The sequence below is a fragment of the Sphingopyxis sp. Soil_C_28 genome, from assembly GCF_057657055.1.
The window spans coordinates 938,187-957,707 of sequence record NZ_JBDGJE010000001.1 but is presented as its reverse complement, the minus strand read 5'-3'; the positions used below and the strand labels follow the sequence as shown (position 1 = coordinate 957,707).

At 63.0% G+C, this 19,521-nt stretch carries 18 protein-coding genes; 8 read left to right on the top strand and 10 right to left on the bottom strand.

Annotation, left to right across the window (positions count from 1 at the left end):
- Position 1: 1 nt before the first annotated feature.
- Positions 2-2,086: a M13 family metallopeptidase gene (locus AC3A43_RS04425; RefSeq protein WP_487791317.1), complete on the bottom strand. Its 2,085-nt coding sequence runs from the start codon at positions 2,084-2,086 to the stop codon at positions 2-4.
- Positions 2,087-2,232: 146 nt separating this feature from the next.
- On the opposite strand from AC3A43_RS04425, the gene AC3A43_RS04420 reads away from it, so the two are divergent.
- From AC3A43_RS04420 to AC3A43_RS04400, 5 genes are read left to right on the top strand one after another with little or no spacing between them, the layout of a single operon-like run.
- Positions 2,233-3,831: a carboxyl transferase domain-containing protein gene (locus AC3A43_RS04420; RefSeq protein WP_487791316.1), complete on the top strand. Its 1,599-nt coding sequence runs from the start codon at positions 2,233-2,235 to the stop codon at positions 3,829-3,831.
- 5 nt (positions 3,832-3,836) lie between these two features.
- On the top strand, positions 3,837-4,151 hold the full coding sequence (locus AC3A43_RS04415) for a DUF3088 family protein (RefSeq protein WP_487791315.1): 315 nt from the start codon (positions 3,837-3,839) through the stop codon (positions 4,149-4,151).
- Positions 4,148-5,989, top strand: a complete 1,842-nt coding sequence (locus AC3A43_RS04410) for an acetyl/propionyl/methylcrotonyl-CoA carboxylase subunit alpha (RefSeq protein WP_487791314.1) — start codon at positions 4,148-4,150, stop codon at positions 5,987-5,989. Before AC3A43_RS04415 ends, AC3A43_RS04410 begins: the two co-directional genes overlap by 4 nt.
- Complete coding sequence (locus tag AC3A43_RS04405) at positions 5,989-6,441, top strand: MaoC family dehydratase (RefSeq protein ID WP_487791313.1); 453 nt, start codon at positions 5,989-5,991, stop codon at positions 6,439-6,441. Before AC3A43_RS04410 ends, AC3A43_RS04405 begins: the two co-directional genes overlap by 1 nt.
- Positions 6,441-7,292, top strand: coding sequence for an HpcH/HpaI aldolase/citrate lyase family protein (locus AC3A43_RS04400; protein ID WP_487791312.1), 852 nt, complete (start codon positions 6,441-6,443; stop codon positions 7,290-7,292). Before AC3A43_RS04405 ends, AC3A43_RS04400 begins: the two co-directional genes overlap by 1 nt.
- Here the strand turns inward: AC3A43_RS04400 and AC3A43_RS04395 are convergent, their stop codons facing one another.
- The 6 genes from AC3A43_RS04395 to hisI form a co-directional block, all read right to left on the bottom strand.
- Positions 7,293-8,315, bottom strand: a complete 1,023-nt coding sequence (locus tag AC3A43_RS04395) for a TIR domain-containing protein (protein ID WP_487791311.1) — start codon at positions 8,313-8,315, stop codon at positions 7,293-7,295.
- Positions 8,316-8,371: 56 nt separating this feature from the next.
- Positions 8,372-9,871 carry a phospholipase D-like domain-containing protein gene (locus AC3A43_RS04390; protein ID WP_487791310.1) on the bottom strand — a complete coding sequence of 500 codons (1,500 nt, stop codon included), beginning with the start codon at positions 9,869-9,871 and terminating at the stop codon, positions 8,372-8,374.
- 45 nt (positions 9,872-9,916) lie between these two features.
- A complete protein-coding gene (locus AC3A43_RS04385; RefSeq protein WP_487791309.1) occupies positions 9,917-11,719 on the bottom strand; it encodes an acyl-CoA dehydrogenase C-terminal domain-containing protein in 1,803 nt (600 codons plus the stop codon).
- Positions 11,720-11,790: 71 nt separating this feature from the next.
- On the bottom strand, positions 11,791-12,213 hold the full coding sequence (locus AC3A43_RS04380) for a MerR family transcriptional regulator (RefSeq protein WP_447754517.1): 423 nt from the start codon (positions 12,211-12,213) through the stop codon (positions 11,791-11,793).
- 66 nt (positions 12,214-12,279) lie between these two features.
- On the bottom strand, positions 12,280-12,819 hold the full coding sequence (locus AC3A43_RS04375; RefSeq protein ID WP_487791308.1) for a hypothetical protein: 540 nt from the start codon (positions 12,817-12,819) through the stop codon (positions 12,280-12,282).
- A complete protein-coding gene (gene hisI, locus AC3A43_RS04370; RefSeq protein WP_487791307.1) occupies positions 12,806-13,186 on the bottom strand; it encodes a phosphoribosyl-AMP cyclohydrolase in 381 nt (126 codons plus the stop codon). Before hisI ends, AC3A43_RS04375 begins: the two co-directional genes overlap by 14 nt.
- Positions 13,187-13,329: 143 nt before the next feature.
- Between hisI and purF the strand changes: the two genes are divergently transcribed.
- The 3 genes from purF to AC3A43_RS04355 are packed head-to-tail and all read left to right on the top strand — an operon-like array spanning position 13,330 to position 15,971.
- Complete coding sequence (gene purF / locus AC3A43_RS04365) at positions 13,330-14,787, top strand: amidophosphoribosyltransferase (RefSeq protein ID WP_487791306.1); 1,458 nt, start codon at positions 13,330-13,332, stop codon at positions 14,785-14,787.
- A 4-nt stretch (positions 14,788-14,791) separates the two neighbouring features.
- On the top strand, positions 14,792-15,526 hold the full coding sequence (locus AC3A43_RS04360; RefSeq protein WP_487791305.1) for an SDR family NAD(P)-dependent oxidoreductase: 735 nt from the start codon (positions 14,792-14,794) through the stop codon (positions 15,524-15,526).
- Between the two features lie 58 nt (positions 15,527-15,584).
- Positions 15,585-15,971, top strand: a complete 387-nt coding sequence (locus tag AC3A43_RS04355) for a hypothetical protein (protein ID WP_487791304.1) — start codon at positions 15,585-15,587, stop codon at positions 15,969-15,971.
- Between the two features lie 15 nt (positions 15,972-15,986).
- On the opposite strand, the gene AC3A43_RS04350 is transcribed toward AC3A43_RS04355, so the two are convergent.
- The 3 genes from AC3A43_RS04350 to AC3A43_RS04340 all read right to left on the bottom strand — a co-directional run bounded on the left by AC3A43_RS04350 (position 15,987) and on the right by AC3A43_RS04340 (position 19,489).
- Positions 15,987-17,162, bottom strand: coding sequence for a serine hydrolase domain-containing protein (locus AC3A43_RS04350; RefSeq protein ID WP_487791303.1), 1,176 nt, complete (start codon positions 17,160-17,162; stop codon positions 15,987-15,989).
- 17 nt (positions 17,163-17,179) lie between these two features.
- Positions 17,180-18,460 carry a class I SAM-dependent methyltransferase gene (locus AC3A43_RS04345; RefSeq protein WP_487791302.1) on the bottom strand — a complete coding sequence of 427 codons (1,281 nt, stop codon included), beginning with the start codon at positions 18,458-18,460 and terminating at the stop codon, positions 17,180-17,182.
- 75 nt (positions 18,461-18,535) lie between these two features.
- The gene (locus AC3A43_RS04340; protein ID WP_487791301.1) at positions 18,536-19,489 is read right to left on the bottom strand and encodes a metal-dependent hydrolase; all 954 of its coding nucleotides are present in this window, start codon (positions 19,487-19,489) and stop codon (positions 18,536-18,538) included.
- Positions 19,490-19,521 lie beyond the last annotated feature (32 nt).

The following is a 19,521-nucleotide window of genomic DNA, read 5'->3' as shown; positions in this document are numbered from 1 at the left end:
ATCATCCCCAGACGCGCACGCGCTTGTCGGGGGCGAGATACAGCTTGTCGGTCGGCTGCACGTTGAACGCCTTGTACCAGGCGTCGAGGTTCCGCACCGTCAGCGCGCGGTACATCCCCGGCGCATGGCCATCGGTCGCGACGCGCGCGCGGAGCGCCTCGGCGCGCATCTTGGTCGCCCATGTCTGCGCATAGGCGATGAAGAAGCGCTGGTCGCCGGTGAAGCCGTCGATCACCGGGGCTTCCTTGCCACCCAGCGACGCGCGATAGGCGTCGTAAGCCGCCTGCAGTCCGGCCACGTCGGCGATATTCTCGCCCAGCGTCAGCTTGCCGTTGACCGCAAGGTCGGGGAACGGCTTGTAGGTGTCGTACTGCGCCGCGAGCGCCGCGCCCGAGGCGTTGAACTTAGCAAGGTCCGCCGGTGTCCACCAGTTGCGCAGCGCGCCGGTAGAATCGAACGCGGCGCCATTGTTGTCGAAGCTGTGGCTGATCTCGTGGCCGATGACCGCACCGATCGCGCCATAGTTGAACGCCGGGTCGGCCTTGGCGTTGAAGAACGGCGGCTGAAGGATCGCGGCGGGGAAGTTCAGCGCATTCTGGACCGGCAGGTTCACGGCGTTGACCGTTTGCGGGACCATCCACCATTCGCCCTTGTCCATCGGCTTGCCGATCTTGGCGAGCTGGTGTGCATATTCGGCTTTCTGTCCGGCAACTTCGTTCGCATAGGCATCGGTGCCGACGGTGTAGCTGCCATAGTCGCGCCATGTGTCGGGATAGCCGACGCCGACCGCGATCGTTTCGACCTTCTTGATCGCTTCCTTCTTGGTTTCGGGCGCCATCCAGTCGATCGTGTTCACGCGGGTCGCAAAGGCCGCCTTGATATTCTTTGCCATGTCGCCGACTTCGGCCTTGGCCGAAGCCGGGAAATATTTGTCGGCATAGGCCTTGCCCACCGCATCGCCGAGATAGATGTCGAGCGCGTCGAGCGCGCGCTTGTCCCTGCTGCGCTGCTGCGGCGTGCCCGCCATCGTCGTGCCGTAGAAAGCGAAATGCGCGCCGTCGATTGTGGTCGGCAGCACGTCGGCGTGACTGTTGATCTGATGGAACGCCAGCCAGTCCTTCCAAGCGTCAAGCGGCTCGGACGCGACGAGCGCCGACAGGCCGGTGATCGCGCCAGCGTGGTAAGCGCCAAACTTCGCCGCACCGTCAAGCTTGGCGGCGCTCATGAATGCAGGCCAGTCGATGCCGGGCGCCTTTTTGGCGAAATCGGCCTTGGCCCAGACGTCGGCGGACTTGGTGAAGTCCTCGCTCTGTTCGCGGGTCGCGTGGGCGTTGGCGATCTTGACCTCGAGATCGTAGATGCGCTTCGCTTTCGCGGCGGCGTCGGGCTGACCGGCGGCGGTCAACAGCTTCGCGATATAGGCCTGATAGGCGGTGCGGATCGTCGCCATCTTGGGATCGGCCGACAGATAATATTCGCGCTCGGGCATCCCGAGCCCACCCTGCAGCAGATAGGGGATGACGTCGCCCGGGGTCGCGAGGCCCTGCGTCACGAACACCCCGAACAAATTCTCGGTCTGAAAATTGGTGGCGTTGAGCGGATCGACGTCGGCCCGAAGCTGTTCGCCCAGCACCTTCGACAGCGCGGCCTTGTCGTTGATCGCAGCAAAGCGCGCGAGGTCGGCGGCGACCGGCTTCAGGCCCGCAGCATCGATTGCGTTCGTGTCGGTATAGGCTTTGTAAAAAGCAGCGATGCGACCATCGTTGGTGTCAGCTGCGGCATTGCCCTTGACGATCGCATCGATCAATTCGCGGTTCCGCTTTTCGGTTTCCATCTGCGCGACGTAAAAGCCCCCGACCGACGAACGGTCCGCGGGAATTTCGGTCGTCTTGTCCCAATTGCCGTTGGCATAGGCGTAGAAGTCGTCGCCGGGCTTGGCGGCGGTGTCCATCGCGGCCTTGCTGATCCCGATGTCGGTGCCGACGGTGTAGGCCGCGCTGCCTTCCTCTTTGCCGCTGGTACAGGCGACAGGACCAGCGAGAACCGCCGCGGTGGACAGAAGAACGGCAAAGACAGCTTTTTTCATAAGAATGACCTTATTTTGTCACGGATAGGCAGGCGACCGACGCGTGCGAGAATCCGGTTTCAACGCCAACCATTTTCGGCCTGCTGCGCTTTTCAATCGACGAGCGACGGGTTAGTTCCGAACCGACTTCCAGGAGAGATGATACAGTGAGCGCACCGGTTCTTGGCACCAGCATCAACGTGGACAGCGACGAATATCGCACCCGCACGGCGCACAATCGCGCACTGGCCGACGCGCTGCGCGCGCAGGTTGCCGAAGCGGCGCTCGGCGGCAACGAGAAGTCGCGCGACCGCCATACGAGCCGCGGCAAATTGCTGCCGCGCGAGCGCGTCGAGCGGCTGCTCGATCCGGGCTCGCCCTTCCTCGAGATAGGCCAGCTCGCTGCGAACGACCTGTATGACGGCGAGATACCGGGCGCGGGGCTGATCTGCGGCATCGGGCGCGTATCGGGGCGTCAGTGCATGATCGTGTGCAACGATGCGACGGTGAAGGGCGGCACCTATTACCCGATGACCGTGAAGAAGCATCTTCGCGCGCAGGAGATTGCCGAGGCGAACCGCCTGCCCTGCATTTACCTCGTCGACAGCGGCGGCGCGAATTTGCCGCATCAGGACGAAGTGTTTCCCGACCGCGACCATTTCGGGCGCATCTTCTTCAATCAAGCCAATATGTCAGCAAAGCGCATTCCGCAGATCGCTTGCGTGATGGGAAGCTGCACCGCGGGCGGCGCCTATGTTCCCGCCATGTCGGACGAGACGGTGATCGTGCGCAATCAGGGCACGATCTTCCTCGCCGGCCCGCCGCTGGTGAAGGCGGCGACGGGCGAGGAAATCAGCGCCGAGGATCTGGGCGGCGGCAACCTCCACGCGAAGAAATCGGGCGTCGTCGACCATCTCGCCGAAAATGACGAGCATGCGCTGACGATCGTCCGCGACATCGTCAGCCACCTTGGCGAGAACAAGGGTTTCGAGGTTCCGCTGAAGGCCCCGCGCCCGCCCAAATATGATGGCGAAGAACTTTACGGTGTCGTCCCCGACGACGTCCGCGCGCCCTACGACGTGCACGAAGTCATCGCACGCCTCGTCGACGCCAGCGAGTTTCACGAGTTCAAGGCGAATTACGGCGGCACGCTCGTCTGCGGCTTCGCGCATATCTGGGGCATCCCGGTCGCAATCCTTGCGAACAATGGCGTGCTGTTCAGCGAGAGCGCGGTCAAGGGCGCGCATTTCATCGAGCTCGCGCAGCAACGGCGCATTCCCTTGCTGTTCCTTCAAAATATCTCGGGCTTCATGGTCGGCGGCAAATATGAGGCCGAAGGCATAGCGAAGCATGGCGCAAAACTGGTGACCGCGGTCGCGACGGCGACGGTGCCCAAGATTACCGTGCTGATCGGCGGCAGTTTCGGCGCGGGCAATTATGGCATGTGCGGCCGCGCCTACAGCCCGCGTTTCCTGTTCAGCTGGCCCAACAGCCGCATCAGCGTGATGGGCGGCGAGCAGGCAGCGAGCGTCCTTGCGACCGTCCACCGCGACGCCGACAAATGGACGCCTGAAGAGGCCGAAGCTTTCAAGGCGCCGATCCGCCAGAAGTACGAAGACGAAGGCAATCCCTATCACGCGACCGCGCGCCTGTGGGACGATGGCATCATCGACCCGGCGCAGACGCGCGACGTGCTCGGGCTGGCCTTTGCCGCAACGCTGAACGCCCCGGTCGAGGACCGCGGCTTCGGCGTGTTCAGGATGTGACGGCGATGCGCGACAAACCCGATCGCCTGTTCATTCTCGATCGCGAGTTCGACGACCCGGCCTTTCCGGGTTCGACCTTCTATTGCCGCGATTGCATCCTGATCGAAGGCCTGCTCGCAATGTTCCCCGATCGCACGGCCAACCTCGAGGTGATCCGCGTTCCCTGGCCGCGTCCGCGCCCGCTCGTGGTCGATGCCATCGGCGAACCGAACCAGAACCTCCCTGCCCTTGTCTTTTCCGATGGCGGCTTCGTGAACGAGATCAAGCTGTTGCTTGAAACGCTTCACACCCGTCACGGCTTTCCGGAACCCCATCCATGATCAACTCGCTCCTCATCGCCAATCGCGGCGAAATCGCCTGCCGCATCAACCGCACCGCGCGCGAGATGGGCATAAGAACCGTCGCTGTCTATTCGGATGCCGACGCCAAAGCGCTGCACGTGCGCGAGGCCGACGAGGCGGTGCATATCGGGCCGTCGCCAGCGCGCGAATCCTATCTGATCGGCGAGAAGATCATTGCCGCAGCCAAGGCGACGGGCGCCGAGGCGATCCATCCGGGCTATGGTTTCCTGTCGGAAAATGCCGAGTTCGCGCAGGCGGTGGCCGATGCAGGGCTCGTCTGGGTTGGACCGAAACCTTCGTCGATCACTGCGATGGGGCTGAAGGACGCTGCAAAGAAATTGATGGCCGAGGCCGGCGTACCCGTTACCCCCGGCTATATGGGCGAGAATCAGGATCCCGCCTTCCTCGCCGAACGGGCAGCGGAGATCGGCTATCCGGTGCTGATCAAGGCAGTCGCCGGCGGCGGCGGCAAGGGCATGCGCAAGGTCGATGCAGCAGGCGACTTCATCGACGCGCTCGCTTCGTGCCAGCGCGAGGCGGCGGCGTCGTTCGGCAACGACCATGTGCTGATCGAGAAATATATCCTCACCCCGCGCCACATCGAGGTGCAGGTGTTCGGCGATACCCACGGCAATGTCGTCCATCTGTTCGAACGCGACTGTTCGCTGCAACGCCGGCACCAGAAGGTGATCGAGGAAGCCCCCGCCCCCGGCATGGACGAAGCGACGCGTGCCGATTTGTGTGCGGCTGCGGTGCGTGCGGCAAAAGCAGTCGACTATGTCGGTGCGGGGACGATCGAATTCATCGCCGATGCGTCGGAGGGCCTGCGCGCTGATCGGATCTGGTTCATGGAAATGAACACGCGGCTGCAGGTCGAGCATCCGGTGACCGAGGAGATTACCGGCGTCGACCTGGTCGAATGGCAGCTGCGCGTCGCTTCGGGCGAACCGATCCCGCTCGCGCAGGAAGAACTGGCGATCAATGGCTGGGCGATGGAAGCGCGGCTCTATGCCGAGGATCCCGCCAAAGGCTTCCTGCCCTCGATCGGCACGCTCGAACTGTTCCAGCTCCCCGAGCATATCGGCCGCGTCGATACCGGCGTCTATGAAGGCGCCGAAGTCTCGCCCTTTTATGATCCGATGATCGCCAAGGTCATCGCCTGGGGCGAGGACCGCGAGGAGGCGCGCGAATTGCTGTCGGAGATGCTGGAGGACAGCGCGATCTGGCCGGTGAAGACCAACTCGGCGTTTCTTATCAATGCGCTCGATCATCCCGATTTTGTGGCGGGCACAGTCGATACCGGGCTGATCGGCCGCGACGGCGACGCGATGACCGCAGAGCCCGTGCCGACGGAACAGGCGCTGACCAATGCCGCGATGGCGATGGTGCCGCGCGCGCTCCAGTCCGGCTTTCGCCTCAACGCGCCCGACGTACGCACCGCGCCCTTCCTGCTTGACGGCAAACGCGTCGAGGTCGAGCTGCACGGCCCCGGCGCCGAAGAGCCCTCCCCCGCCATGCTCGTTGCCGAGGGCGGTTCGGTCTGGCAGTTGACGCCCTGGCGCGCCGAAGGCAGCGCTGGCGCAGCGGCGGGCGATGGCGCGATCCTGTCGCCGATGCCCGGCAAGGTCATCGCGGTCGAGGTCGCCCCGGGCGACAAGGTGACCAAGGGGCAGAAACTGCTCACGCTCGAAGCGATGAAGATGGAGCACAGCCTGACCGCGCCGTTCGATGGCATCGTCGCCGAACTCAACGCGACCGCGGGCGCGCAGGTTCAGGTCGAGGCATTGCTCGTGCGGATCGAAAAGGAAGACGCATAATGGCCGGCAAATATTTCGACGAATGGCAGGTCGGCGATACGCTGACCCACGACATTCGTCGCACCGTCACCGAAACCGACAATCTGCTCTTCACCGTGATGACGCACAATCCGCAGCCGCTGCACCTCGATATCGAGGCGGCGAAGGCGTCGGAATTCGGCCAGATCCTCGTCAACGGCACTTTCACCTTCAGCCTGATGGTCGGGCTGTCGGTCGGCGACACGACGCTCGGGACGCTCGTCGCAAACCTGGGCTACGACAAGCTGGTAATGCCGAAACCGGTGTTTATCGGCGACACGCTGCGCGCGACAAGCGAAGTGATAGGCCTGAAAGAATCAAAATCGCGGCCCAACGCGGGGATCGTGACGTTCCTTCATCGCTGTATCAACCAGCGCGATGAACTTGTCTGCCAGTGCGAGCGTTCTACGCTCGTTCAACGGAAGGCTAGCTGATGCGACTTCGTTCCCTCCTCTTCGTCCCCGGCGACCGCCCCGAGCGTTTCGCCAAGGCGGCCGCATCGGGTGCCGATGCGATCATCCTCGACCTGGAGGATTCGGTGTCGCTCGCGAACAAGGATGCCGCGCGCCACGCGATCGCCGATTATCTGGCGGGGACGCGCGAGGTTGTTACTCTGGTCCGCGTCAATCCCCTCGATGGCCATCTGACCGCCGCCGATGTCGCGGCGATCATCGCCGCGCGGCCGGACGCCATCATGCTGCCAAAGGCCGAAGGCGCGCCGAGCATCGCGCAGCTCGACACGATCCTGCGCAGCGAATCCGCACGCGATGCCTCGCTGCCGCCGGTCCTGCCAATCGCCACCGAAACGCCCGCGGCGATCTTCACGCTCGGCAGCTATCGCGAAGCGAAAGATCGCCTGCTCGGGCTGACCTGGGGCGCCGAAGATCTGCCCGCCGCCATCGGGGCGACGACAAGCCGGCATGACGACGGCAGCTATACCTCGCCCTATGAAGTCGCGCGCGCGATGACCCTGTTCGCCGCACACGCCGCAGGCGTGGCCGCCATCGATACAGTGTTTCCGGCGATCAAGGACGAGACGGGCCTCGCCGCCTATGCCGCCCGCGCGCGGCGCGACGGCTTCACCGGCATGATGGCGATCCACCCGTCACAGGTCGAACCGATCAACGCCGCCTTTACCCCCAGCGCCGATGACGTGTCGCGTGCGCAAGCTATCGTCGATGCCTTCGCCGCCAATCCCGGCGTCGGGGTGTTGCAGGTCGATGGCAAGATGGTCGATGCGCCGCACCTCAAACAGGCGAAGCACATCCTGTCGCTCGCGGATTGATCAGTTGCAGGCAGGTCCGCGCAGCCAGCGCTGCGTTTCGTGGCTGCGGAAGCGGACCATGCCCTGGCTTGACTGCATGGTGACGACATTGTCGAACTCCATGCTGGTGCGTGTGTAGGTTCCGCGAACGGTGATCTGCAGATTGGCGTTCGGATCGTCCCCCGCAGGCTTGCAGTTGAGGTAGCCGCTGATCCGGCCGCCATTCATCTTGAACGCACCGATCGTGCATTTCGCTTCATGGTCGGGATCGAACAGCAAAACGTCGGGTTTCGCCGCGACTTTTGGTGCAATACAGTCTTCGGGATCGGGGTCGGTTTCCAGCACTTCCTTGAACTGCGCGACGAACTCGGGCGCCATTTCAGGGAAGAGAATTTCGACGACCTCGCGCTTGCTCGTCCAGATACCGGGCTCGATCGGATTGTCGGCGACCGCCGAGCCCGGATCGCCCGCCGCCGGGGCACGGTTTTGCCACCAAAGGCCGCCGCCAATAAGGGCCGTCAGCGCGACGCCCGCAGCAATAACCATCCATAGCCGCTTGGGACGCGGCGCAAACGCCATCGGCATTTGCCGCGCGGTCGTACCGGGCGACACCGCGGGCGCGGCGCCCGGGGTCATCGCGCCGACGATCCGCTCGACCGCCTGCTCCTCGCCCGCGAACCAGTCGATCCACTGATAATCCTTGAGCCAGTAGGCGAGCCCCTGCGCACGCACATCCTCGAGCCGCACCGGCAGGATGATCTTGTTGCTGTCCTCGCCCAGCATCAGTTCGCGCTTTACATGGCGCGACTGGTCGGATTGCGGACAAAACAACAGGACGATGGCATCGGAGCGATCGATCTGGTCGACGATCGACTGATCGAACGCCGTACCTGCGGCGATATCGTCAGGCGCGAGCCAGCTATCGATTCCGCGCGCAGCCAGCAAGCGTTTCAACCGCCGGGCGGTCTCAACCTGCGAGCTGTGATGGCTGATGAAAGCGGAAAGCCGCTTCGGCGTGATCGGCGGTGGTCCTGCGTCGTTCATTGCAGCCATCATATGAGCATGCCGCACGACCGCAAGTGACTATGCGCACAAGGCAATCAGGATGTTTTGCGCCGAAATGGCCGGTGGTGCTTCATCCAGTTGCGGCCGCGGTGCCAGCTCTTCTTGAGGCCGCGTTCGGTGAAGCCTTCGAACATCGCGTCGGGACTGGTCGGATCGAGCACTTCATTGTCGGCGATGAACTCGTCCATCGGACCCGGCGGCACGAGATCAAGCAGTTCGAGCGAGCGCCCCTTGCAGCGGAATGCCTCGATCGTGTCGATCAGCGAGCCGGTGCGCTTGAAACTTGCCGCGACCTCTTCCTCCGACACGTCGAGATGTTCGGCGATCAGCGACGTGCGCAGGCGCGCGATCACGGGCTCGACGCCTTTGTTCGCAGGGAGCGCGGTGTCGATCGTCACATCGCATTCGCTGTCGAGCCCCATCGAGCGGTTGTTCATATTGGCCGACCCGACGCGGATCATGCGATCGTCGACGATCGCTGTCTTGGCGTGGACATAGATTGGCTCTCCGCCTTTGGTGCGGGGATAATAAACCTTCAGCCGATTACCATGCTTTGCCTTGGCGATCTCGCGCACCAGTTGCACTCGCGCGGCGTCCATTGCCATCTGCTCGAGCCAGCCGTCGGCGGTTTTCGGCATCACCATGACAAATTCGGGCGGATCATCCTCGTTCAGCCGCTCGGCGATCGCGGCGGCAATCTTGCCGCAGGTGAAATATTGATTCTCGAAATAGACGAAGCGGTCGGCCGCCGCGATCATGTCGAGATAGAGTTGCTCGATCTCGCGGATTTCCTCTGAGCCATCATATTCGGCGCGGGTGCGCGAGATGGCGACATCGACATCCTCGAAATCGGGTTCGAGGTCGTCGGGCCAATTCTCGCCCTCGCCTTCGAGGTCGCGCAGCGGCTTTTTGGTGGCGCGTTTCCAGCGTTCGTTGCCGAGGTCGGCGAGCGCATTACCGACCGGCCCGGCGAGGATCATCGTCAAATCGTGCCACGGCATATAGGCTTTGCCGTCGGGCGCGGTGCGGTGCGGGTCACCGTCTGTGTGGTCGCGCGTGTCCCAACGGCGCGAACCGACGTCGATGCCGCCGCATATCGCAAGGTGATCGTCGAACACGGCGACCTTTTGATGATGGCTGCATCCGACAGGATGCGCGCTGTCGAGGCGAAAGCTGATCGAGCGTGTCAGTTTCCAGCGTGCGATCATCGACAGGATGCGCGGCATCGCGAACTGTTTCAGCCCGCCGAAATTCCAGCGCAAGATGTCGATGTCGCGATCGGGCTTTTCATGCGCGAGGCGCAACAGATAATCGCCGAGCGATTCGCCCTTGCCATGCTTGTCGGGCTTCAATGCAATGCGCGGATCGAAGTCCCAGCCGATCAGCAGGATACGCTGCTTCGCATCCGCCATCAGCCGTTCGAGCAGCGCAAAATAATCGGCGGCATCGACGATCATCCGCGCCTTGTCGGCGCGTTCGATTCGCCAGCAATTGCGTCCTTCGACGACAATCGGTTGGAGGTCGCGGTTGCTCATCGCCGCCGACACGCATGGCGGCGGCGATGGTTGCAAAGGCGCGGGTCAGGCGGCGACGAACTGCTCGGGCGTCAGCGCCATCATCGCCTCGCTGCCCGCCTCGATCTTGCGGCGGAGCGATCCGGCATCGGGCAGGAAGCGTTCGCCAAAATAGCGCGCGGTGACGAGCTTGGCCTCAAGGAAATCCTTGTTGCCGCGGCCTTCCGCGAGCGCCTTCTGCGCCGCCTCGGCCATCATCAGCCACATCGAACCCAACGCAACAATGCCCATGATGTGCATATAATGATGCGCGCCGGCGCCGATGTTGTTCGGGTTCGCCATTCCGTTCTGCATGAACCACATCGTCGCGGCCTTGAGTTCGCCATTCGCCTTTTCGAGGCGCGTAGCGAAGTCGGCGAGCGCTTCATTGCCCTTGGCCCGGTCGCATTCCTCGTCGATGATCGCAAAGAAGGCCTGGATCGCACGCCCGCCATTCTGCGCGAGCTTGCGGCCGACGAGGTCCATCGCCTGCACGCCGTTCGCGCCTTCGTAGATCATCGTGATGCGGGCATCGCGGACATACTGGCTCATGCCCTGCTCTTCGATATAACCGTGACCGCCGAACACCTGTTGCGCGTTGGTCGCAACTTCATAGCCCTTGTCGGTGCCAAAACCCTTGATAACGGGGGTGAGCAGGCTGACGAGATCGTCGGCGCGCTGGCGTTCTTCCTCGCTCTCGGCGACATGCGCAAGATCGACCTGCAGCGCGCCCCATGTGCACAGCGCACGCAGCCCCTCGACCGTCGCCTTGCCGTCCATCAGCATGCGGCGCACGTCGGGATGGACGAACAGCGGGTCAGCCTTTTCCTGCGGGTCCTGCGGTCCGGTGAGCGCGCGGCCCTGACGGCGGTCTTTCGCATATTGGACAGCATTCTGATACGCGACATCGGCCTGGCCGAGGCCCTGAATGCCGACGCCGAGGCGCGCGGCGTTCATCATCACGAACATCGCGGCGAGGCCCTTATTCTCCTCACCGACCATCCAGCCCTTCGCGCCGTCATAGTTCATCACGCAGGTCGAGTTTGCGTGAATTCCCATCTTGTGCTCGATCGACCCGCACGACAGCGTGTTGCGATCGCCGAGCGAGCCGTCGTCGTTCACGATGAACTTCGGCACGATGAACAGCGAGATGCCCTTGACGCTGTCGGGCGCGTCGGGAGTCTTCGCGAGAACGAGGTGGATGATATTGTCGGTGAGATCGTGCTCGCCCGACGAAATGAAGATTTTCGTGCCCGTGATTGCGTGGCTGCCGTCGCCGTTCGCAACGGCGCGGGTGCGGATCATGCCAAGGTCGGTCCCGCTGTGCGGTTCGGTCAGATTCATCGTCCCGCCCCATTCGCCCGAGATCATCCGGGGGACATAGGTCGCCTTCTGCTCGTCCGAACCCTTGGCGAGGATCGCCGCGGTCGCGCCCTGCGTCAGACCCGGATACATGGCGAACGCCTGGTTCGCGGCGTTGCGATATTCCTCGACCGGGAAACCGATGACATGCGGCAGCCCCTGCCCGCCGAACTCCTCCGGTGCGGTGAGCAGGCCCCACCCAGCTTCCGAATACGCCTTATACGCTTCCTTGAAGCCCTTTGGCGTCGTCACCGACCCGTCGTCGTGGCGTGTGCATCCTTCGAGGTCGCCCGACTGGTTAATCGGGAACAGGACTTCCTCGCAGAACTTCCCCGCTTCGGTCAGCACCGCCTCGATCATGTCGGGGGTCGCGTTCGCGAAACCCGGCAGGTTCGCATAGCGCTCGATCCCGAGCACATCGTTGAGAAGAAAGAGGGTGTCCTGCACGGGCGCGCGATAGACGGGCATGGAAAATCCTTCTGAAAAGCAGTTTTGCGAAACTTGCCTGGGGAGAGGCAGAGGGTCAGTAGTCGGGCGGCCTATTGGCCAGCGTCGACTTTCTTCACCGTATCGATGAAACGTGACAGCTCATCTACAGCGCTGTCAATATCGTCGCGCTGACGACGCAGCAGGCCGATACGCTGTTCGCATTTTTCGATCGTCACCTGACGCTGCAGCTTGCGGCCGTCGCCGACGTCGTAAAGGTCGATCATCTCACGAATGTCGGCAAGGCTGAACCCCGTGCGCTTGGCGCGCAGAATCCACGCCAGCCGCGCACGGTCGCGTTTCGAATAGATGCGCGACAATCCCTTGCGCGACGGGCTGATCAGCCCTTCATCCTCATAGAAACGCAGCGCACGGGCCGTTACCCCGAACTCGGTCGACAAGTCGGTGATGCTGAATTGTTCGCGCCCCAGATGGTCGGGCGTATCGATATGGGCGTGGCCATATTGTTCGGTCATGCGGATGAAACTAGTTTCCGTTGACGTGAACGTCAAGACCGGCAGGTCGGGTCATTTCGGGGCAGTTCAGCCCGCGCAAGGACGCCCTATATTGCCGCTTCGATCGGTAATCCGCAAGTCCCCCGCATCGCTTGCCGACCAGCTGGCGCGCGGCAGCCGCAAACCCGAGAGTGAAGCCCGATCAGGGCAGAGGCGCGCGCATTGCGGCGGCAGGCTTCCCGGCAGTCTCAGTTCGTCGTCTTCCTCGTGGACGAACGCCGCGCAGCCGTCAACGCCGGCAAAGCGCATCCGCCAGCCATTGCCTTCGCGCGCCATCGTTCCGGAGGCGGTGCAGGAGACGCTGGGACCAAAGGCCGCAGTGACGGCAAAGCGCCATTTTCCCGCGCCATCGGGAACGACGCACATCGCATCGCGGCCCAAATCATGCTTGCGTTCGAACACCCCGACCGGGCTTGCCGCATCGGGATGGACGACGCCGCGTTGGCGTGCGGCGACCTCAAGCGGGTTGTTCGCGTCGATTCCCTCTGCGTTTTCAACCGGCGCAGGCCGGTCGCACCCTGCGATGAGGAGCGACACGAGCGCCAGCGCGGCGCTAGCCCTGTGCATTGTCGTCGAGAAAGGTCAGGCTGCCGTCGCTCTCGACGCGGCGATAAAAGCACGAGCGGCGGCCTGTGTGGCATGCCGGACCCGCGGGCTTTACGCGCAGCAACAGCGCGTCCTGATCGCAATCGACGCGCATCTCGATCAAGGTCAGTCCATTGCCCGACGTCTCGCCCTTGCGCCAAAGCGTGCCGCGCGACCGCGACCAGAAATGCGCCTGCCCCGTTGCCCGGGTCCGTTCGATCGCCTCGGCGTTCATATGCGCGACCATCAGCAATATATGGCTGTCTGCATCGGTGACGATCGCGGTTACCAGTCCGGCAGCGTCGAAACGCGGAAGAAATCGGTCGGTCGTGTCGCGCTGATCATCCATAAACCGCGCTTTAGAGCAGGATATAAGCCACTGTCACGCAGAGCTTGGCGGGTGTCGTGACAATATCGTGAATTTGGGGGGGCGACATTTGCAATGTCCCTCCCTATATGCGCCCCAGTCACTGCCCTCGCTGCTGGACCGTCATGCTCACCACTCACCCTTTCGACGACGACAAACTCCGTGAGGAGTGCGGCGTCTTTGGTATCCATGGCGCCGACAGCGCCGCCGCGGTCGTCGCGCTGGGGCTGCATGCCCTGCAGCACCGTGGACAGGAAGCCGCGGGCATCACCGCGTTCGACGGCAAGGAATTCCACACCCACCGCGCGATGGGCCATGTCGCGGGCAATTTCGACCGCGACGATATCATGCGCCAGTTGCAAGGCGGATCGTCGGTCGGCCATGTCCGTTATTCGACGACCGGCGAAACCGCGCTGCGCAATGTGCAGCCTCTTTTCGCCGATCTATCGACCGGCGGCTTTGCGGTCGCGCACAACGGCAATATTTCCAACGCGACGGCATTGAAGAAGGTGCTCGTCCGCCGTGGGTCGATCTTTCAGTCGACCAGCGACACCGAGGTGATCATCCACCTCGTCGCGACGTCAAGCTATCGCTCGCTGCTCGACCGGTTCATCGACGCGCTGAAGCAGGTCGAAGGCGCATATTCGCTGATCTGCCTGACGGCAGAAGGCATGATCGGGTGCCGCGATCCGCTGGGCATTCGCCCGCTTGTGATCGGCAAGCTTGGCGATGCGCATATCCTTGCGTCCGAAACGGTCGCTCTCGACGTCGTCGGCGCCGAATTCGTCCGCTCGGTCGAACCCGGCGAACTCGTCATCATCCGCGACGGCCAGCTGACCTCGCACCGCCCCTTTGCCTCGCAATCGGCGCGCCCGTGCATCTTTGAATATGTCTATTTCTCGCGCCCCGATTCGATCGTCGACGGAACGAGCGTCTATTCGGTGCGCAAGGCGATCGGTGCCGAGCTGGCGCGCGAGAATCCGGTCGATGCCGACCTCGTCATCCCCGTCCCCGATTCGGGCACCCCCGCAGCGATCGGCTATGCGCAGGAATCGGGCATCCCGTTCGAGCTCGGCATCATCCGCTCGCACTATGTCGGGCGCACCTTCATCCAGCCCGGCGACAAAGTCCGCCATCTCGGCGTCAAGCTGAAGCACAATGCCAACCGCGCGCTGATCGCGGGCAAGCGTATCGTGCTGATCGACGATTCGATCGTGCGCGGCACGACCAGCTTGAAAATCGTGCAGATGATGCGCGATGCCGGCGCGACCGAGGTGCATATGCGCATTGCGAGCCCGCCGACGCAGCACAGCTGTTTCTATGGCGTCGACACGCCAGAACGCGCCAAATTGCTCGCGGCGCAGATGAGCGTCGGCCAAATGGCGAATTTCATCAACGCCGACAGCCTGTCCTTCATCTCGATCGATGGCCTGTATCGCGCGCTGGGCGAAGCGAAGCGCAGCGACGACGCGCCGCAATATTGCGACGCCTGCTTTACCGGCGATTATCCGACCACGCTGACCGATTTTGACGAGCATGGGCTGGAAGATCAATTTTCGCTGCTTGCCGAACGGGTTGTCTGACAGAATGATTATCAAGACTGAAGAGCTGGCGGGCCAGGTTGCGCTCGTCACCGGGGCGAGCCGTGGCATCGGCGAAGCGATAGCAGAGTCGCTCGCCGCACGCGGCGCGCATGTCGTAATCACCGCGCGCACCGCGGGCGGGCTCGAGGAACTCGAAGACCGCATTCACGAAGCCGGCGGCAGCGCGACGATCGCCCCGCTCGACCTCACCGACGGCGACAGCATTGCCCGGCTCGCGAGCGCGATTGCCGAACGCTGGCAGCAGCTCGATATGCTCGTGCTCAACGCCGCGATGCTCGGGACGCTGACCCCCGTGGCCGCGATCGACGGCAAAGAATTCAACAAGCTGCTGACGCTGAACCTGATCGCGCAGCAGGCGCTGATCGCCAATTTCGATCCGCTGCTCCGCCGCGCCGCGAACGGACGACTGGTTGCGCTGTCGAGCAGCGTCGCTCGCGAACCGCGCGCTTATTGGGGCGCCTATGCGGCATCAAAGGCGGCGTTCGAAACGCTCGTCACCAGCTACGGCGCCGAAATGCGCAATATCTCGACCGTGCGCACCGCGATTCTCGATCCCGGCGGCACCCGGACGCAGATGCGCGCGCGCGCCTATCCCGGAGAAGATCCGCAGAGCATCAAAGATCCGGATGCCGTCGGTGAATTTGTCGCCAAGCTGATGGTTGACGGATTCGACAGCACCGCGTTCCACGCGCTGCCGAAGGTCATGGAAAAAGCTTAACGCCATCTTTGTTTTCCTGCGCTAATAAGCTTGCATAAGAGGGTTTGCGAGGGCTGGAATGACCAAGGATATTTTGCGATCGGCGATTGCCGCGGTGATCGGCATCGTCGTCGCGTTCGGGCTGATCTGGCTCGCCCAATATGCCGGCAGCGAGATTTCGCCCGACGTTTACGACCCGAACAGCGGGGAAGTGCTGATCCCGATCGGATCGACGATTGCGCTGATCGTGGGCTGGTTCATCGGCACCTTTGGCGGCGGCTGGTTCGCGATGCGCATTTCAGCCGGCACGGGCGCGGGCTGGATCGTCGCGGGTGCGGTGATCGGCGCGGCGCTTTATCGCGCCGTCACGCTCGCCGACGCGTGGTGGATTATGGCACTGGGTGTTGCCGTCCCGCTTGCCGCGGTATGGCTGGCCCAGCGCGCGACCGCTATTGTATCCGACTGACCGAAACGGGGCTTATTATTGCCCCGTTTCCTTGTCCACTGCCGCCTGCACCCCCTTGTAGAACGCTTCGCGCGCCGCGCCGACGCCTTCGGGGTCGGTTGCAGTCGGCCAGTTGCCATTCGATGCGATGATCAGCTTGCGCTTCGGGTCGATAAAGATGCCCTGGCCGAAGATGCCCTGCGCGGCGAAGCTGCCGTCGTCGTTCGTCCACCATTGATAGCCATAGCCACGCCCCGGCAGGTCGATTCCGGCCTGCTTCGTCGTCGCATCAGGAAGCCAGTCGTCGGGCAATACTTTCTTGCCTCCTGCGATCCCGCCATTCAGCATGAACTGGCCAAAGCGCGCATAATCCTTGAGGCTCGCCGACATGCAGCAGCCGCTGATTTCATGCCCCGTCGCACCGAGCATCCACACCGCATCCTGCTCCATGCCGAACGGCTTCCAGACCTTTTCGGATAGATAGGCCGACAGCGTCTTGCCCGTCGCGCTCGACACCAGCACGCCGATCAAATTGGTCTCGCCCGTCTTGTACACCCACTTCGACCCCGCGGGCGCTTCGCGCGGCAAAGTCTTCATATAGCTGACCGTTATGTCTTCGCCTGCAACGGGCTTCTGCATATTGAACAAAGCCACGTCGGACTTGGGATCGGTGTAATCCTCATTCCATTTGACCCCCGAGGTCATCGTGAGCAGCTGCTTTACCGAGACATCGTCATAGGCTGATCCCTTGAGACCGGGGATATAGACGGTGACCTTGTCATCGAGGCTCTTGATATAGCCGTCCTTCACCGCAGCGCCTACGAGCGTCGAAGTAAAGCTCTTGGCGACCGAGAAACTGGTCCAGCGTCCCGATGCGCCATAGCCGAGCGCATATTTCTCAAGCCGGATCTTGCCGTCCTGAACGATGATCAGCCCGGCGTTGCGCTGCTTCGCCATATAGGCGTCGACATCGGTGCCAAGTTCGATCGGCTTGCCCTGCGGCAACGGATAGACCGGGCCGCCGGCCCCAACCGTATTGACTACAACCTTGGGGACCGTTTCCATCGTGCGGAAAGCGGCGTCGCGTTGATCCTGGGTCCAGAACAGCACATTGAGATCCTTTGGCAGTTTGTCGGTTGTTTCGGTCGGTGCGGGTGCGCTGCACCCCGCCGCCGCGGTGCACAACAGCACCGCCGCCAAAAATCTTCGCATGCTTCCCTCTCCCGTTTTCAGGCTGTCTTTTCGAGCGTGACTTGCGCGACGTCGATCCCGCCGCCGCGAAAGCCACCCTCACAATATTGCAGATAATAGCGCCATAGCCGCACAAAGCGCGCATCGAACCCCATGGGCAACTGGTCAGCCGCGACCGCTGCATCGAAACGCTCACGCCACTGGCGCAGCGTCTCCGCATAATCGCCGCCGAACCGGCGGACACCGCGCCATGTCAGCCCGCGGGCCTCGGCGAGAGCGCGGAACCGGCTTTCGGAAATCAGGCAGCCGCCGGGAAAGATATAGGCCTGGATGAAATCGCTGCTCGCGGCATAGCGTTCGAACAGCGCATCATTGATCAGAATATACTGGATCGCCGCCTTGCCCCCCGGGCGCAGCAGCCGCGCGATCGCGTCGAGATACGTGGGCCAATAGGCCTCACCCACCGCCTCGACCATCTCGACGCTCGCGATCGCGTCATAGGGCCCCTGTGCATCGCGATAATCGCAGATTTCAATACGCGAACGATCCGACAAATCGACCGTTGCCAACCGGGCATCGGCGATTTCGGCTTGCGCCGGGGACAAGGTGATGCCGGTATAAATCACATCGTGCCGCTCGACCGCGCGTTCGGCGAGCGCGCCCCAGCCGCAACCGATTTCGAGAAGCCGGCTTCCCGACCGCAAATCCAGCCGGTCAAGGATCGCGTCGATTTTCGCCGCCTGCGCTTCGTCGAGCGACTGACCCGGGTCGGTGAATAGCGCGCTCGAATAATTCATGTTTGGGTCGAGCCACAAGCTGTAGAAATCATTGCCCAAATCATAATGGGCATGAATATTTCGTCTCGCGCCGCGGCGATCGTTGCGGTGCAGGGCATGGATGGCCTTATTCAGCCACCGCCACGGTCCGTGCGCGCGTGCGACATTGCCCAGCGCTTCACCGTTACGGGCGAACAGGTCAAACAGCGGCACGGGATCGGCTGACGACCACTCCTCCGCTTCCCACGCACGATACCAGCCCACCGAACCCGATAGCGCAAGCCGGGCGAGTGATGCCCAGCTGTGGAGGTGGACGACGGCGATCGGCCCCTTACCCCGCCCCCCGAGCAGGCGCACGCTGCCGTCGGGCAGATGGCTTTCGATCGTGCCGTGAGCGAGCCCGGCATCGATCCGGTCGAGCATCCGGTGAAACAGGCTGGCAGGGGCCAGTCCGATCAGCCGCGCCATCCCGCCGCCCGTGCGATAGGCACGATCGGCGCGAAGCAATTCTCTACCGCGGCGCGGGCTTACATGCGTGTTCATCCCCGCCTTCCTGCCTCAAACACACACGCCTGACAATCGGTTGAAGCGCACCGCCATGACGTCATGCGCGTGCTGTCATTCGGGATAGCTGGCGGTATCAGGCGCGGTCACGCGAACCTGAAACCGGTCCTGCGCGAGCGGGTGCATGAACCGCTGGTCGCGCAGCAGGATTGCATCGCCCTCGCTTTGCGCGACGGGCATGCGCGACCAGAACAGGAAGGCACGCGCTATTGGGTCCGCCTTGACCCACGTCGCAAGCCGCGGATCGTCCATTCCGGTCGGCTTTCCGGTCACGTCGATACTGCCGCCAACCCCCGGAGTGAAGCTCGCGGTTCCATAGCGGCTGGCGGTCCGCCAGAAGATGTCGCGTTTCCAGAATTGCAGGGGCGGCGGGCTGGCCACAACGAGCGCGTTGCGATGACCGCTCGCATCGAGCGCGCTCGATGCCATACGCTCGGCAGCGCCGGTGATCAGACCATTGACGAAAATATAGGCGCAGACCGCGGCGAAGCCGATCCATGCCGGCCGTTGCCAATTCGGTTCCGTCTGCCGTTCGCGGCGCAACGACAGCCAGATCGATGCCCCCAGCGCGATCCATATCCACAGATCGATGATGAAGATGCTGTCGCCATAAAACCAGCGATGACTGAATGGTTCGAGCAGGCGGATGCCGTAATTATTGAGCCAGTCGAGCGCGGGATGGCTGAGACATCCGACATAGGCGAGCACGAGCAGCCAGCCCTTGTGGATCGGGAGACGCCCCGCCGGGCGCTTGCCGCGCCGGTCCTGCCATCGGTCGAAGGCAAGCATCAGCGCCCATAGAAGGATCGGCAGCAAAAGCAGCGCGATCGGCCCATGGGTGATCCCGCGCCGCATCGACAGCGATTCGATTCCATAGATCGCGCAGGTCGCGTCGATATCGGGCAGGTTCGCCGCGATGATCAGCGTCGGCATCGCGAGGCCGGTCTTTTTCTTGAGCCCCATCTGGCCGAGGAGTGCGCCGGCAAGGCTGTGCGTGAGATTATCCATGGGCTCTTGGTGGCGTGTGCCGCGGCCCTTTG